Source organism: Pseudomonas resinovorans NBRC 106553 (assembly GCF_000412695.1).
GTDB classification, from domain to species: Bacteria; Pseudomonadota; Gammaproteobacteria; order Pseudomonadales; family Pseudomonadaceae; genus Metapseudomonas; species Metapseudomonas resinovorans_A.
In genome coordinates, this window is sequence record NC_021499.1 from 2,032,266 (window position 1) to 2,049,358 (window position 17,093).

A 17,093-nucleotide genomic window follows, 5' to 3' on the forward strand; every position below is an offset into this window, starting at 1 on the left:
ATGGGTCTCCTCAGGCGCCGCCCGATCCGATGCGGCCTTTGCGCAGGGCGTCGATGACGGTGTCCTTGGGCCCGTCGGCGACGATCTGGCCGTTGTCCAGCACCACCAGGCGGTCCACCAGCGCCAGCATCGAGCTGCGGTGGGTGATCAGGATCAGTGTCTTGCCCGCCGACCAGTTGGCCAGGCGCTGACGCAGTTGTTCCTCGCTGCTGTTGTCCATGGCGCTGGTGGGCTCGTCCAGCACCAGCAGCGGTGGGTCGAGCAGCAGGGCGCGGGCCAGCAGCACGGTTTGCCGCTGGCCGCTGGAAAGCAGTTGGCCGCGTTCGCCCACGGGACGGTCATACCCCTGGGGATGCTGCCGGGCGAGCTCGGCCACGCCGGTCAGTTCGGCCACTTCGAGCATGCGTTCGTCGCTGACGTAGCGCGCACCCAGGGTCAGGTTGTCGCGCAGGCTGCCGGCCAGCAGCGGCAAGTCGTGGCTGACGTAGCCGATCTGCTGGCGCAGGTCGCCGATGTCGGTCTGCCGCAGGTCGATGCCGTCCAGCAGCAACTGGCCTTCCTCCGGCGCGTAGAAACCGAGGATCAGTCGCGCCAGGGTGCTCTTGCCCGAGCCGCTGCGGCCGATGATGGCGACACGCTCGCCGGCGGCCACGCGCATGCTGACCTTGTTCAGTGCCAGGCTGGTCTGGCCCGGATAGCGGAAGTCCACCTGGCGCACTTCCAGGTCGCCCTTGAAGCTCTGGTGCCGCAGCGGCTGCTGCCCCTCCTCGCGTTCCTGGGGCAGGGACATCAGCGCGTCGGTGGAGGTCATGGTCAGGCGTGCCTGCTGGTAGCGGGTGATCAGCCCGGCGATCTGTCCCAGGGGCGAGAGCACGCGGCTGTTGAGCATGTAGCAGGCCACCAGGGCGCCGACGCTGAGGTTGCCGGCGATGATGGCGTAGACGCCGCTGACGATCATCGCCAGGCCGGCGAACTGCTGCATGAACAGGGTGCCGTTGGTGGCCAGCGCGGAGAGGAAGCGCGCGTGGCTGTCGAGGCGGGTGAGGGCGCCATGGGTGTGTTCCCAGCGGTGCTGGCGCTCGCTTTCGGCGCCGCAGGCCTTGAGGGTTTCCAGCCCCGACAGGGTTTCGATCAGCAGGGCCTGGCGTTCGGCGCCCAGGGCCAGGCTGCGCTGCACGGTATCGCGCAGGCGCACCTGGATGATGTAGGCGAACAGCGCGGTCAGCGGGAAGGCGAGGATCGGGATGACCACCAGCGGGCCGCCGAGCAGGCCGATCACCAGCAGCATCAGCACCGAGAAGGGCAGGTCGATCAGGCTGGTGAGGGTCACCGCGGTGAGGAATTCGCGCAGGCCCTGGAAGTCGTGGATGCTCTGGGCGAAGCCGCCGATGGTGGCCGGGCGCGCCTTCAGCGCCATGCCGGTGATGCGCTCGAAGAGGGTGGCCGAGAGCACGACGTCGGTCTTCTTCCCGGCGTTGTCCAGCAGGTTGGCGCGCAGGACCCGCAGCAGCAGGTCGAACCCCGTGCCGATCAGCAGGCCGATGGTCAGTACCCAGAGGGTCGAGGTGGCCTGGTTGGGGACCACGCGGTCGTAGGTCTGCATCACGAACAGCGGCACCAGCATGCCCAGCAGGTTGATCAGCAGGCTCGCCAGCATGGCGTCGGCGTAGAGCCAGCGGGACAGCTTGAGGGTGTCGCGGAACCAGGATTTCACCCTCGGCAGCAGCGGGTTGCGGGCCGCCTCCAGGTCGTGGCGCGGACGGGCGAACAGGGCCTGGCCGCTGTACTCCAGGGCCAGGATCTCCCGTGGGACCCACTGCTCGCCGCCATCGGCCTCGCAGGGCAGGATCAGCGCCTGGCCACGCTCGTCGAAGCGGGTCAGCACTGCGCTGCGGCCGCCCTTGAGCAACAGCAGCAGCGGCAGGTTGAGCGGCGAGATGGCCGCCAGGTCGCGGCGCAGCAAACGCCCCTGCAGGCCCGCGCGAGCCGCCGCGCGGGGCAGCAGCTCGGCGGACAGGCGCTGGCCCGGCAGCGGCAGGCCGCTGCACAGGCTGGCGCGGCTAGCCACCTGGCCGTGCAGCCGGCAGAGGATCAGCAACCCGTCGAGCAGCGGGTCGTCATGCCCCTGGCGCGGGTCCCTGGGACTGTCAGTCCTTTCCATGGTGGTCATGGCGGTGGACTCCCATTCAGGCCTATTTCATGTCCGGCAGTTGGGCATCGCTTTTCACTTCACTCACGGCGACGGCCTCTGCCGGGACTACGACTTTCTGGCGACGCAGCAGGTCGCCCATGGCCGAAATCACCCGGTACATGGAGAACTCCTCGATGTAGCGCACTTCCACGTAGCGGCGGTTGGCGGTGAAGAGTTCGTTCTCGCTGTCCAGAAGGTCCAGCAGGGTGCGCTGGCCGAGGCCGAACTGCTGCTGGTAGGCCTCGCGGACGCGGGCGGTGTAATCGGCGTAGGAGCGCGCCTCGGGGGTCTGCTTGCGGGCGTTTTCCATGGCGTTCCAGGCCAGCGAGAGGTTCTCGTTGAGCACCCGCAGGGCGTTGTTGCGGATGTCCATGGACTGGTTGATCTGGTGCGCGGCGGCCTGCAGCCGGGCCTTGTCGCGCATGCCGTTGAACAGGTTGTAATTCATCACGACGCCGGCTCGCCAGGTGTTGTAGTGGCCTTCGTCGCCCTGCACGTTGTCGTCGGCGGTGGTGGCCAGTTCCGCGTCAAGGCGCGGGTAGAAGGGGGCCTTGGCCGACTTGTACTGGCTCTCCGCAGCTTGCACGTCGGCCTGGGCCGATTTCAGCAGCGGGTTGGCTTCCATCACGCCCTGGCGCGCGGCCAGCAGGTCGGCGGGCATTTCGCCCTTGATGGTCGCCGGGGATACCAGTTGGTCGGCCGGCAGGCCCACGGCGCTGAAGAAGTTGGCTTCGGCGTCCGCCAGGTTCACTTCCTCGGTGTAGAGGTTGTTGCGTGCCAGGGCCAGGCGCGCTTCGGCCTGGTCGAAGTCGGCGGTGCTGCCCACGCCGCGTTCGCTGCGCAGACCGATCTGGTCGTGGATGCGCTCGTGGGCCATGAGGTTGTTCTTGGCCAGGGTCACCATCTCGCGGCGCTTGAGCACCTCCAGGAAGACCTCCACGGTGCGCAGCGCCAGGCTTTCGGCGGTGCCCAGGGTGAAGTAGGCGCGGGAATTGACCACAGCCGTGGTGCGATCCACCTCGTTGGGCGTGTTGAAACCGTCGAACAGCATCTGCCGCAGTCGCAGTTCGGCGTCACGGAAGTTCAGGGTCTCCTTGTTGTGATCGCCGAGTGCCCGGGTGGTGGGGTTGTCGGTTTGCTCGCGGCCGACACCGGTGATCAGGTCGACAGTCGGTAGGTAGCCTCCTTTGGCGACTTTTACCTCTTCGTCGGCAACCAGGCGATTCTGGGCGTTGGCCAGGAGCTCCGGATGTTTGTCCAGGGTGCTCTGAATCGCGTCTGTCAGGGTCATGGCCTGGATTTGCGTGGCAGCCATGGCCAGCAAGATGCTGGACCACAAGGGGGTGAAAGTGCGCATTTTTTGTCGTTCTCCATGCCGGAATTTTGCTTCCTGGCGCCGAAAAATTGGCGAATATCCATAGCAAACCGTTTCAGGCTTGTAACATCAGAGATAAGAGCAACTTTCGAATTTGGCTAATAAGAAATTCGAACAAGGGTTAGCAGGAAAAATTCTTATGCACTCGTCGGATATTCAAGACATCTTTTTGCCAGCAGGGTGCATGTCTTGGGGCTTCCAGGGCGCCTCTGCTGCGGGAGGTCATGGTCAAGCACATTTCTCGAGCTGCTGGGGCGAGGCAATTCAGAAGGAGTAGTAGGGCGCCGGGTCGCGTGACGTTTTATTGACATTGCGTGGTTTTTGTTTTTCTGACGCGGCTGCTTTTCTCGATTCTTCTTCCCCTTTTCCAGGTTCGGACCCGACGTGCTCTGGCCCTCATTGTCTGGGATCGGCGCTGCCCGATTGGCAGCACGCGGTGCGGGAGGAAGGAATCATGGCGGGATCAATCGGGGTCGTTCGGCAGGTCGTGGGCGAAGTCTTCGCGGTGGCAGCGGACGGCTCGCGCCGCCCCCTCAGCGAAGGCGACCGGGTGTTCGCCGGTGAGCAACTGGTTACCGGCGCCCAGGGCGCGGTGGCGGTGGCACTGGCCAACGGTCAGGAGCTGGTGCTCGGCCGTGACAGCAGCCTGCCGCTGAACAACTCGCTGCTGGCCGGCAGCCCCGATTCCAGCCAGTCCGGCAACGAAAACGTGCCGGCCGCGCCGAGCCAGCAGGACCTCACCGACGTCGAGAAGCTGCAGGCCGCCATCGAGGCGGGCGTGGACCCGACCCAGGCCGCCGAGGCCACCGCAGCCGGTCCCGGTTCGGGCAGTGGCGGCGGCAATGCCGGCGGCGGCCACTCCTTCGTGATGCTGGGCGAAACCGGGGGCGCCGTGGACCCCACCATCGGCTTCCCTACCGGCCCCATCAGTTCCGCCATCGAGTTCCCCGCGCCGGAGACCGGCATTCCCGCAGTGCCGCTGGCCGCCGCCACGCCGGTCAACGGCGTGCCGCTGGCCCAGGACGATGCGCAGAGCGTCGCCGAGGGCGGTGAAGGCGTGCAGGGCAATGTGCTGGACAACGACGACGGTGGGCCGGACCTGCCCACCCAGTTCCTTTCCTGGCAGGCACCGGGGGCCACAAGCGGCGCCAATGGCAGCCTGCTGGTCAGCAGCCCCTTCGGCGTGATCACCCTGAACCCGGACGGCAGTTACAGCTTCGTCCTGGCCAACGGTGCCGCTGCGGTGGAAGGGCTGGATGAAGGGGAAAGCGTGCAGCTGACCTACAGCTACAGCATCCAGGACAGCAACGGCGACCAGAGCACGGCGACCCTGACCATAACCATCACCGGCAGCAACGATGTCCCGTCCCTGGAGGTGAGCTTCCCGGATGCCCAGGGGGGGCCGGCCCAGGTGTTCGAGAAAGGCCTGGCGGATGGCAGCAGCGCCGGCGATGGCAGCACCGTCATCAACGGCAGCTTCAGCGTGGCCGATTCCGATGGCCTGGATAACCTCAAATCGCTGTCGGTCGGCAGCCTGAATCTCGACCTCACCACCAGCGGCTTTGCCAGCCTGGTGGGGCAGAGCTTCGCCGCCGCCCATGGCACGGTGTTGATCACCGGCTACGCCAATGGCACCTACAGCTTCAGCTACACCCTGACCGGCGCCACCACCGATGCCGCTGGTCCGGAGACGGACGGCTTCCTTATTACCGTGGGCGACGGCCTGGCCAATGCCTCGGCCAACGTGACCATCGAGATCGTCGACGACCTGCCCCAGGCCAACCCGGACAGCGGCAGCCTGGTGGAGAACGGCCAACCCTCCAGCCTGGCCGGCAATGTGCTGGGCAACGACGTCGGTGGCGCCGACCAACCCAAGGCCTTCACCAGCTGGAACGGCGTGACCGGCGCGACCGCCGGGGAGAACGGCAGCCTGTTGGTGAACACGCCCTATGGCGTGGTGACCCTGAACGCCGATGGCAGCTACAGCTTCGTGCTGGCCAATGGGTCGGCGGCGGTGGAGGCGCTGGAGCAAGGCCAGCAGGTAACCCTGCAATACGCCTATTCCATGCGCGACGGGGATAACGACCCGAGCAGTTCCACCCTGACCATCACCATCGTCGGCAGCAACGATATCCCGACGGTGAACGTCAGCTTCCCGAGTGCCGAGGGCGGCCTGGCCCAGGTGTTCGAGAAAGGCCTGGCGGATGGCAGCAGCGCCGGCGATGGCAGCACCGTCATCAACGGCAGCTTCAGCGTGGCCGATTCCGATGGCCTGGATAACCTCAAATCGCTGTCGGTCGGCAGCCTGAATCTCGACCTCACCACCAGCGGCTTTGCCAGCCTGGTGGGGCAGAGCTTCGCCGCCGCCCATGGCACGGTGTTGATCACCGGCTACGCCAATGGCACCTACAGCTTCAGCTACACCCTGACCGGCGCCACCACCGATGCCGCTGGTCCGGAGACGGACGGCTTCCTTATTACCGTGGGCGACGGCCTGGCCAATGCCTCGGCCAACGTGACCATCGAGATCGTCGACGACCTGCCCCAGGCCAACCCGGACAGCGGCAGCCTGGTGGAGAACGGCCAACCCTCCAGCCTGGCCGGCAATGTGCTGGGCAACGACGTCGGTGGCGCCGACCAACCCAAGGCCTTCACCAGCTGGAACGGCGTGACCGGCGCGACCGCCGGGGAGAACGGCAGCCTGTTGGTGAACACGCCCTATGGCGTGGTGACCCTGAACGCCGATGGCAGCTACAGCTTCGTGCTGGCCAATGGGTCGGCGGCGGTAGAGGCGCTGGAGCAAGGCCAGCAGGTGACCCTGCAATACGCCTATTCCATGCGCGACGGCGATAACGACCCGAGCAGTTCGACCCTGACCATCACCATCGTCGGCAGCAACGATATCCCGACGGTGCAGGTGAGCTTCCCGAGTGCCGAGGGCGGCCTGGCCCAGGTGTTCGAGAAAGGCCTGGCGGACGGCAGCAGCGCCGGCGATGGCAGCACCGTCATCAACGGCAGCTTCAGCGTCGCTGATTCCGATGGGCTGGATAACCTCAAGTCCCTCAGCGTCGGCAGCCTGAACCTCGACCTCACCACCAGCGGCTTTGCCAGCCTGGTGGGGCAGAGCTTCGCCGCCGCCCATGGCACGGTGCTGATCACCGGCTACGCCAATGGCACCTACAGCTTCAGCTACACCCTGACCTCCGCCACCACCGATGCCGCCGGTCCGGAGACGGATGGCTTCCTTATTAGTGTGGGCGATGGCCTGGCCCATGCCTCGGCCACCGTGACCATCGAGATCGTCGACGACCTGCCCCAGGCCAACCCGGACAGCGGCAACCTGGTGGAGAACGGCCAACCCTCCAGCCTGGCCGGCAATGTGCTGGGCAACGACGTCGGTGGCGCCGACCAACCCAAGGCCTTCACCAGTTGGAACGGCGTAGCCGGGGCGACCGCCGGGGAGAACGGCAGCCTGCTGGTGAACACGCCCTACGGCGTGGTGACCCTGAATGCCGATGGCAGCTACAGCTTCGTGCTGGCCAATGGGTCGGCGGCGGTGGAGGCGCTGGAGCAAGGCCAGCAGGTGACCCTGCAATACGCCTATTCCATGCGCGACGGCGATAACGACCCGAGCAGTTCGACCCTGACCATCACCATCGTCGGCAGCAACGATATCCCGACGGTGCAGGTGAGCTTCCCGGATGCCCAGGGCGATGCGGCCCAGGTGTTCGAGAAAGGCCTGGCGGCCGGCAGCAGTGCCGGCGATGGCAGCAATGTCATCAATGGCAGCTTCAGCGTCGCCGATTCCGACGGGCTGGATAACCTCAAGTCTCTCAGTGTCGGCAGCCTGAACCTCGACCTCACCACCAGCGGCTTCGCCAGCCTGGTGGGCCAGAGCTTCGCCGCTGCCCATGGCACGGTGTTGATCACCGGCTACGCCAATGGCACCTACAGCTTCAGCTACACCCTGACGGGCGCCACCACCGATGCCGCCGGTCTGGAGACGGACGGCTTCCTTATTACCGTGGGCGACGGCCTGGCCACTGCCTCGGCCAACGTGACCATCGAGATCGTCGACGACCTGCCCCAGGCCAAGGCCGATAGTGCTTCGGTCAGCGAGGGCGGCAGTGTTGGCGGCAATGTGGTGACGGGTGCCGGGCTGGGTTCGGCGGCTGATATCTTTGGCGCCGATGGTCGGCCGACGCCGACGTCCGGCGTGGTGGGCGTGCGTGCCGGTGGCAATACCGCGATCCCGGCCTCGGGCGGCGTGGGCACCAGCATCGTCAGCGACCTGGGAACCCTGCTGCTGAATGCCGACGGCAGCTACACCTATACCAGCCATGCGAACAGCCTTGGCCAGGCGGGTGGCGTCGATACCTTCACCTACACCATCGTCGACGCCGACGGTGACCTCAGCACCACCACCCTGACCATCGATGTGTCCAACATCACTGTGGTGGGAAGCGTGGGTGCCGGTTCCGACAACGATGTGCGCGAAGCGGCGCTGGGCTTCGGTAGCGAGCCGGGCAGCAATGATGAGTTCGCCAGCGGCACCCTGCAGGCCAGCGGCGGCAGCGGTCCCTACAGCTTCAGCCTGGGCGCGGGTGCCGGCAACGGCCAATACGGCCAGTTGGTGGTCGATAGCGCCGGCAACTACAGCTATACCCTGCTCACGGCGCCCAAGGTCAATCCGGGCAATAACGGCAACAACCTGCAGTTCACCGAAACCTTCACCTTCCAGGTGACCGACGCCCACGGCAACATCGGGGGCGGCACCCTGACCATCGACATCCTCGACGATGTGCCGAGCATCAGCGTCAAGGGCCAGTACGGGCTCGACCTGCAGGTAGACGAAACCCAACTGGGCACCGCCGACAGCACCAGCTTCGCCGCAGCCTTTGCGCCAGTGTTCGGCGCGGACGGCGCGGCCAATACCAATGCCACCACCTACAGCCTGGAGGTGAAATCGCCGGGCGTGGACAGCGGCTTGCGGGACACCGCCACCGGCAACGGCATCCTCCTGTTCAAGGAGGGCGCGGATATCGTCGGGCGCGTGATCGGTGGTGGGCAGGTGGCCTTCCGCCTGAGCGTGGACGGCGACGGCCTGGTGACCCTGGTGCAGTCGCGGGCGATCTTCCATACCCCCAATACGGGGCCGGACCAGTCGGCCGGCCTGGCCAGCGGCGACCTGATCAGCCTGACCGCCACCATCACCGACGGCGATGGCGACAAGGACAGCGCCAGCCTAAACCTGGGCGGCGCCATCAGCTTCAAGGATGACGCCCCCTGCATCGAGCCCTATGTGAAAGTCAGCCTCGACGACGACGCCCTGCCTCACGGGATTCCCGGCGGCGTTGGCGACAACGACCCGGACACCCGCAACACCAGTGGCGTGATCGAGCATGATTTCGGTGCCGACGGCCCAGGCGAGATCGAGCTGCAGGACAGCGGTGCGCCACAGGGCTTCACCTATGTGGAAACCAAGGGCGGCCTGCTGATCAAGCAGGGCGACCTGACCGTCATTACCATCACTCTGGACAAGTTCACCGGCGCCTACACGGTGACCCAGAACGCGCCGATCCTGCATCCCTATGGCGGCAACGAGAACGACCTGACCTTCGAGATCGAGTACAAGATCGTCGACCGCGATGGCGATCGCGCCGAGGGCTCGCTGTACATCAAGGTCGACGACGATACCCCGCAGGCGTACGCCGATCACCGCTACCTGACCGAGAACGGCACCCCGGACAACGTCAGCGGCAACGTGCTGGACAACGACGCCAGCGGCGCCGACCTGGCCAAGGCCTTCAGCAGCTGGAACGGCGTGTCCGGGGCAACCAGTGGCCCGAATGGCAGCCTGCTGGTGAACACCGCCTACGGCGTGGTGACCCTGAACGCCGATGGCAGCTACAGCTTCACCCTGGCCAATGGCTCGGCGGCGGTGGAAGGCCTCGACCAGGACGAGCAGGTGACCCTGCAGTACGCCTACACCATGCGTGACGGCGACCACGATCCAAGCAGCTCGACCCTGAGCATCACCATCACCGGCAGCAACGATGTGCCCACGGTGGTGGTGAGCACGCCGAACGCCCAGGGCGACATGGCGATGGTCTACGAGAAGGGCCTGACCAGCCTGGCCGATACCAGCGAGACCACCACCGGCAGCTTCACCGTGGGGGACTCGGACGGCCTGGACAACCTCAAGTCCCTGACTGTCGGCAGCATCACCCTGGACCTCACCACCAGCGGCTTCGCCAGCCTGGTGGGGCAAAGCTTCACCACGGCCCATGGCTTGGTGAGCATCACCGGCTACAGCAATGGCAGCTACAGCTTCAACTACACCCTGACCGGGCCGACCACCGACGTGGCCGGCGTGGCGGAAACCGACGGCTTCCAGGTGAGCGTGAGCGATGCCTCGACCAGTGCCTCGGCCAATGTGGTGATCGAGATCGTCGACGATGTGCCCAAGGCCTATGCCAACGAGGCCGTACAGCTGGACGACGACGCCCTCCAGGGCGGCAACCCCGGCGGCACCGGCGATGTGGACCCGAATACCGCCAACCTGACCGGTACCCTCGGCCACAATTTCGGCGCCGATGGCGCGGGCTCCATCAGCCTGCTGACCAGTGGTGTCCCGGCCGGCTTCGAGTATGTGAATGTGGGTAACAGCCTGCTGATCAAGCAGAGTGGCGTCACCGTCATTACCCTGACCCTGGATGCCGCTACCGGCGCCTATAGCGTGGTGCAGAACGCCGCCATCCGGCATCCGGAGGGTGACAACGAGAACGATGTCAGCTTCACCCTCGGCTACACGGTCACCGACAAGGACGGTGACAGCGCCACCGGCAGTCTGACCATCAATGTCGACGACGACACACCGACCGTCTCCTACAACCACGCCGTGCAGCTGGACGACGACGCCCTGCCGGGCGGCAACCCCGGCGGCACCGGCGACGTCGACCCGAGTACCGCCAACCTCACCGGCACCCTGGCCCACAGCTTCGGCGCCGATGGTGCCGGCTCCATCAGCCTGCTCACCAGCGGTGCGCCCAGTGGCTTCAGCTATGTGAAGGACGGCGACAACCTGCTGATCAAGCAGGGCTCGACCATGGTCATGACCGTCACCTTGAACGCGTTGACCGGCGCCTACGAGGTGGTGCAGAACGCCGCCATCCAGCATCCGGACGGCTATGACGAGAACGACCTGAGCTTCACCCTCGGCTACACGGTCACCGACAGGGACGGCGACTCGGCCCAGGGCAGCCTGGTGATCAATGTCGATGACGACACCCCCACCGTGGGCATGAACGCGGCGGTGCAACTGGACGACGACGCCCTTTACGGCGGCAACCCCGGCGGCACCGGAGATGTCGACCCGAATACCGCCAACCTCACCGGCACCCTGGCACATAGCTTCGGCGCCGACGGCGCGGGCGCCATCAGCCTGCTCACCAGCGGTGCGCCCAGTGGCTTCAGCTATGTGAAGGACGGCGACAACCTGCTGATCAAGCAGGGCGGCGTGACCGTCATCACCGTGACCCTGAATGCGGTCACCGGCGTGTACAGCGTGGTGCAGAACGCCGCCATCCAGCATCCGGAGGGTTACGACGAGAACGATGTTGGCTTCAGCCTCGGCTACACGGTTACCGACAAGGACGGTGACAGTGCCACCGGCAGCCTGACCATCAATGTCGACGACGACACACCGACCGTCACCTACAACCAGGCCGTGCAGCTCGACGACGACGCCCTGCCGGGCGGCAACCCCGGCGGCACCGGCGATGTCGACCCGAACACCACAAGCCTTACCGGCACCCTCGGCCACAGCTTCGGTGCCGATGGCGCCGGCTCCATCAGCCTGCTCACCAGCGGCGCCCCCACAGGCTTCAGCTATGTGAAGAACGGCGACAACCTGCTTATCAAGCAGGGCGGCGTCACCGTCATCACCCTCACCCTGAACTGGGCCACCGGTGCCTACAGCGTGGTGCAGAATGCCGCGCTGCAGCACCCGGACGGCTATGACGAGAACAACCTGAGCTTCACCGTCGGCTACAAGGTCACCGACAAGGACGGCGACAGCGCCACTGGCAGCCTGACCATCAACGTCAATGACGACACTCCGACCGTTTCCTACAACCATGCGGTGCAGCTGGACGACGATTCCCTCGCTGGCGGCATTGCCGGTGGCACCGGCGACGTGGACCCGAACACGGCGAACCTCACCGGCACCCTCGGCCATAGCTTCGGCGCCGACGGCCCCGGGTCCGTCAGCCTGCTGGCCTCGGGCGCGCCGGATGGCTTCGAGTATGTGAAGGATGGCAACAACCTGCTGATCAAGCAGGGCGGCCAGACCGTGATCACCCTGAAGCTCGACCCGTCCAACGGCGCCTACCAGGTGATCCACAACAAGCCGATCCTGCATCCCGATGGCCAGGACGAGAACGATGTCAGCTTCACCATCGGCTACAAGGTCACCGACAAGGACGGCGACAGCGCCACCGGCAGCCTGACCATCGATGTCGATGACGACACCCCGCAGGCGAAGAACGACTCGGCCACGGTCAACGAGGCCCGCACCGAGGACTTCAACGTGGTCTTCGTGCTGGACTTCAGCGGCAGCATCGACAACGTCGAGCTGAACCAGATGCTCACCGCGGTGCGCGCGGCCGGCCAGGCGCTGTTCAATGGCGCCAATGGCGATGTGAAGGTGCAGGTCGTCGCCTTCTCCGGGACCGCCTCTTCCTATGCGGTGAATGCCGACTTCACCAGCTTCTCCAACCTGATCAAGAGCCTGAACCCCGCCGAGGGCGGTATCCGTCCGTTCGGTGGCCAGACCGACTTCACCGCCGCCATCCAGGAGGTCATGTCCGACTACCAGCCGCTGGCGGGCTACAAGAACCAGGTGTTCTTCATCAGTGACGGCAACCCCAACGAGCAGACCGGTACGGGGGGCAACTCTCTCAGCGATGGCACGGCGAGCAACTGGGCCAGCTTCATCGGCACCCACGGACTGAACGTCACCGCCATCGGCATCGGCGAAAACATCAGCATTCCGCGCCTGCAGGACGTGGACCTGGACGGCTCCGGCACCCCCATCAGCGTGTCCGGCTTCAATGGCTTGATCACCACGCTGCTCGAGCAGGTCAGCAACGGACTGGTCAGCGGCAACGTGCTGCTGGGCAACGACGGCGCGAGCGGCGGCGGCGATGACGACAGCTACGGTGCCGACGGCCCGGGCGCCATCAAGTCCATTCTCATCAACGGCACCCTGCACACCTGGAACGGCGACCCGGCCAGCGCACAGCTGAGCAATGTCCTTACCGGCGCGGGCGGCAAGCTGAGCTTCAACTTCGCCACCGGCGCCTGGAGCTACCAGGCGCCCAGCGGGCTCAGCGGCGATGTGCTGGAACAGTTCACCTACACCCTGGTGGATGCCGACAACGACCCCTCCAGCGCGGCGCTGAGCATCACCGTCAAGGCGCTGGACGATGCACCGCTGGCGGTGAACGATCACCTGAGCACGGCCGAGGACCAGGCCCTGACCATCACCGCCCAGCAGCTGTTCGGCGCTGACGGTACCGGCCCGCTGAACGACAGCGACGCCGACTCCTCCAGCTTCACCAGCATCCGCGTCACCCAGCTGGCCAGCAATGGCGTGCTCACCCTCAATGGCAACGCGGTGACCTTGAACCAGGTGATCACCCTGGCCCAGATCAACGCCGGCAACCTGGTGTTCGTGCCCGACGCCAACGAGAACGGCGACCCCTACGCCACCTTCAAGTACCAGGTCAGCGACGGCACCAGCTACAGCAACGTGGCCACCGTGACCATCGACGTCACCCCGGAGAACGACGCGCCGGTGGCCCGCGACGACAGCTTCAGCACCCAGGAGGACACCGCCGTCACCATCAGCTACAACGGCCTGTTTGGCAGTGACGGCACCGGTGGCAACAATGACTACGACATCGACTCGGCGGCGTTTACCAAGATCAAGATCACCGCGCTTCCCGACGAGGGGAGTCTGCAGCTCAACGGCGTGTCCGTAGGGATCGGTGACGAGATTTCGGTGGCCGATATCAGCGCCGGCAAGCTGAAGTTCGTGCCCGATGCCGACGAAGCCGGCAATCCCTACGCCAGCTTCAAGTACCAGGTCAGCGACGGTGCGCTGTACAGCAACGAGGCCACGGTCACCATCAAGGTGGACGAGGTCAACGACAAGCCGCTGCTGGACCTGGATGCCAACGACAGCAGTGGCGCTACCGGCGCCAACTACCAGACCAGCTTCACCGAAGGCGGCCCGGCGGTGGCCATTGCCGACCTGGATACCCGCGTGACCGATGTGGACGACAGCAATATCGAGTCGGCCACCATCGTGCTCACCAACGCCAAGGCCGGCGACTCGCTGTCCCTGGGCGGCCTGCCCGGCGGCATCAGCGGCGTGGTGGATACCAGCGTGGCCGGCAAGATCACCGTCACCCTCAACGGTTCGGCCAGCAAGGCCAGCTACGAGACGGCCATCGAGGCGATCCGCTTCTCCAACAGCAGCAACACCCCGGACACCACGCCGCGCAACCTGACGGTGGTGGTCAACGACGGCAACCTCAACTCCAACGTCGCCGAGACGCGGATCAACCTGATAGCGGTCGACAACGCCCCGGACGCCAAGAACGACCAGGCCTCGGTCAACGAAGGGCAGGGGCAGGACTTCAACCTGGTGTTCGTGCTGGACTTCAGCGGCAGCATCAGCAACACCGAGCTGAACCAGATGCTCACTGCCGTGCGCGCGGCGGGCCAGGCGCTGTTCGATGGCACCTCGGGGGACGTCAAGCTGCAGATCGTGGCGTTCTCGTCCACCGCCACCTCTTATCCGGTGGTCAGCGATTTCGCCGCCTTCTCGGCGCAGATCGCCGCCATCAACCCGAACGAGGGCGGTACGCGGCCCTTCAATGGAAATACCGACTTCACCGCCGGTATCCAGGAAACCATGGCCGTCTACCAGCCACTGAACGGCTACAGCAACCAGGTGGTGTTCATCAGTGACGGCAACCCCAACGAGCAGACCGGCACCAACGGCAACTCCCTGGCCAACGCCACGGCCACCGCCTGGAACAACTTCGTCGACAACAACCATCTGAATGTCACCACCGTGGGCATCGGCGACGGCATCAACACGGCGCGCCTGCAGGATGTCGACCTGGATGGCCAGGGTTCGCCGCTGAGCGTGTCCGGTTTCGAGCAACTGATCGATGCGCTGAAGAATCAGATCGTCGGCGGCGACGTATCGGGCAATGTGTTGCACGGCAGCGACAACATCCCGGGCACCACCGACGACGACAGCTTCGGTGCCGACGGCCCCGGCTACATCAAGTCCATCGTCATCAACAACGTGACCTACACCTGGAACGGCAGCAACGTCATCGACGCCAGCACCGGGCCGGACATCGCCGGCAGTGTCCTCAGCAATATCGGTACGGCGGCCGGCGGCAAGCTGACCTTCAACTTCGCCACGGGCGCCTGGAGCTACGTGGCGCCCCAGGGCATCAGCGCCAACATCACCGAGCACTTCACCTACAGCCTGGTGGACGCCGACGGTACCCCGGACTCGGCCACCCTCAGCGTGACGGTGGTGGACGTGAACATGGCGCCTACCGGCGCGGACAAGAGCATCACCCTGCTGGAGGACGGCAGCCGCGTGCTGAACACCGCCGACTTCGGTTTCAGCGACGCCGACGGCGACAGCCTGCTGGCGGTGAAGATCACCACGCTGCCGGGTGCCGGTAGCCTGGTGCTGGCCGGCGGCCCGGCCCTGGTGGCCGGCAGCAGCGTCAGCGTGGCGGACATCACTGCCGGCAAGCTGAGCTTCGTGCCGGCGGCCAACGGCAACGGCGCGGGGTACGCCAGCTTCTCCTTCCAGGTGCAGGACAATGGCGGCACCGCCAACGGCGGCGTGGACCTGGATGCGAGCGCCAACCGCATCACCTTCAACGTCACCTCGGTGAACGACGCGCCGATGCTGGGCGGGATGGGCGGCAGCATGGCCTACACCGAGAACGCCAGTGCCAAGGTGATCGACGCGAGCGTGAGCCTGGGCGATGTCGACTCGCCCAACTTCGATACCGGCAAGCTGACGGTGGCCTTCAGCAACAACGGCACCACGGCGGACCAGCTGTCGATCCTGGCGGGCGGCGGCATCACCCTGCAGGGCAGCCAGAACGTCCGCTACAACGGCAACACCATCGGTACCTGGACGGGCGGCGGCAACGGCAGTGCGCTGGTGATCAGCTTCAACGCCCAGGCCACCCTGCTGGCGGTGCAGGCGCTGATCCAGCAGATCGCCTTCGCCAACAGTTCGGATAACCCGAGCGGGCTCGACCGCACGCTGAGCTTCTCCCTGGACGATGGCGACGGCACCGCCAACGGCGGCCAGAACCTCGCCACGGCCTACGCCATCGTGCAGGTCAACGCGGTGAACGATGCGCCGGTGGCGGTGGCCGACCGGGTGGTGACCAACAGCTCAGGTTCGGTGGCCATCCCCGAATGGGCACTGACCTGGAACGACACCGACGCCGAGGGCAACGCCCTGGATGTCACCAGTGTCAGCGGGGGCAGCAACGGCACTGCAACCCATAGCGCCGGTAGCGGGGCCCTGGGCAATGTCACCTTCAGCGATGCCAGCGGCAGCTTCAGCTACCGGGCCGCGGATGACGGCGGCAACAGTGCCAACGCCGCGACCGTCACCGTGACCGCGGACACCAGCAGCCCCTTGGGCAGCAACAGCACCAGCACCGACCAGATCGTCATCGACAGCAGCGCCAACGGCAACACGCTGCAGGGCGGCAGCGGCAAGGACGTGCTGATCGGTGGCCTCGGCAACGACACCCTGGAAGGCAACGGCGGCGACGACCTGCTGGTGGGCGGTGCGGGCGATGACATCCTGCGCGGTGGCGGCGGTTCGGACACCGCGTCCTACCATGACGCCAGCACCGGCGTCACGGTGGACCTGGCCAAGGTCGTGCAGCAGAACACCGGTGGCGGCGGGCTGGATACCCTGATCGACATCGAGAACCTGATCGGCTCGCGCCTGGACGATGTGCTCAGCGGCAACGGCGGCAACAATGTCCTGGCCGGCAACAGCGGCAACGACCTGCTGACGGGCGGCGCCGGTGCGGACACCTTCCAGTGGCTGCCCGGGGACAGCGGCGTCACCACCATCACCGACTTCACGCCGGGGATGGACAAGCTGGACCTGTCGCAACTGCTCACTGGCGAGCACAGCAATGTGGGCAGCCTGGACGACTACCTGACCATGGCCTTCGGCGCGAGCACCACCATCACGGTGGACAGCAACGGAACGGGGACGGCAGGCGGCGGTGGCCAGACCATCGTGCTGCAGGGAGTGAACCTGATGACGGCTTATAACGCGCCGGATGCGGCGTCGGTGATCTCGCACATGCTCGATGACGGCTCGCTGAAAGCGGACGCCTGAGCCTTGGCCGACGCCCGCCTCCCGAGGCGGGCGTCGTTGTG

3 protein-coding genes are annotated in these 17,093 nt (G+C 65.9%); 1 reads left to right on the plus strand and 2 read right to left on the minus strand.

Going from position 1 to position 17,093, the window contains the following annotated elements; translation table 11 throughout:
* Nucleotides 1-10: 10 nt before the first annotated feature.
* Together PCA10_RS09375 and PCA10_RS09380 are read right to left on the minus strand one after the other, a co-directional pair.
* The gene (locus tag PCA10_RS09375; protein ID WP_016491826.1) at nucleotides 11-2,170 is read right to left on the minus strand and encodes a type I secretion system permease/ATPase; all 2,160 of its coding nucleotides are present in this window, start codon (nucleotides 2,168-2,170) and stop codon (nucleotides 11-13) included.
* Between the two features lie 22 nt (nucleotides 2,171-2,192).
* On the minus strand, nucleotides 2,193-3,548 hold the full coding sequence (locus tag PCA10_RS09380) for a TolC family outer membrane protein (RefSeq protein WP_016491827.1): 1,356 nt from the start codon (nucleotides 3,546-3,548) through the stop codon (nucleotides 2,193-2,195).
* A gap of 472 nt (nucleotides 3,549-4,020) precedes the next feature.
* On the opposite strand from PCA10_RS09380, the gene PCA10_RS09385 reads away from it, so the two are divergent.
* On the plus strand, nucleotides 4,021-17,052 hold the full coding sequence (locus PCA10_RS09385; RefSeq protein WP_016491828.1) for a retention module-containing protein: 13,032 nt from the start codon (nucleotides 4,021-4,023) through the stop codon (nucleotides 17,050-17,052).
* Nucleotides 17,053-17,093: the final 41 nt, after the last annotated feature.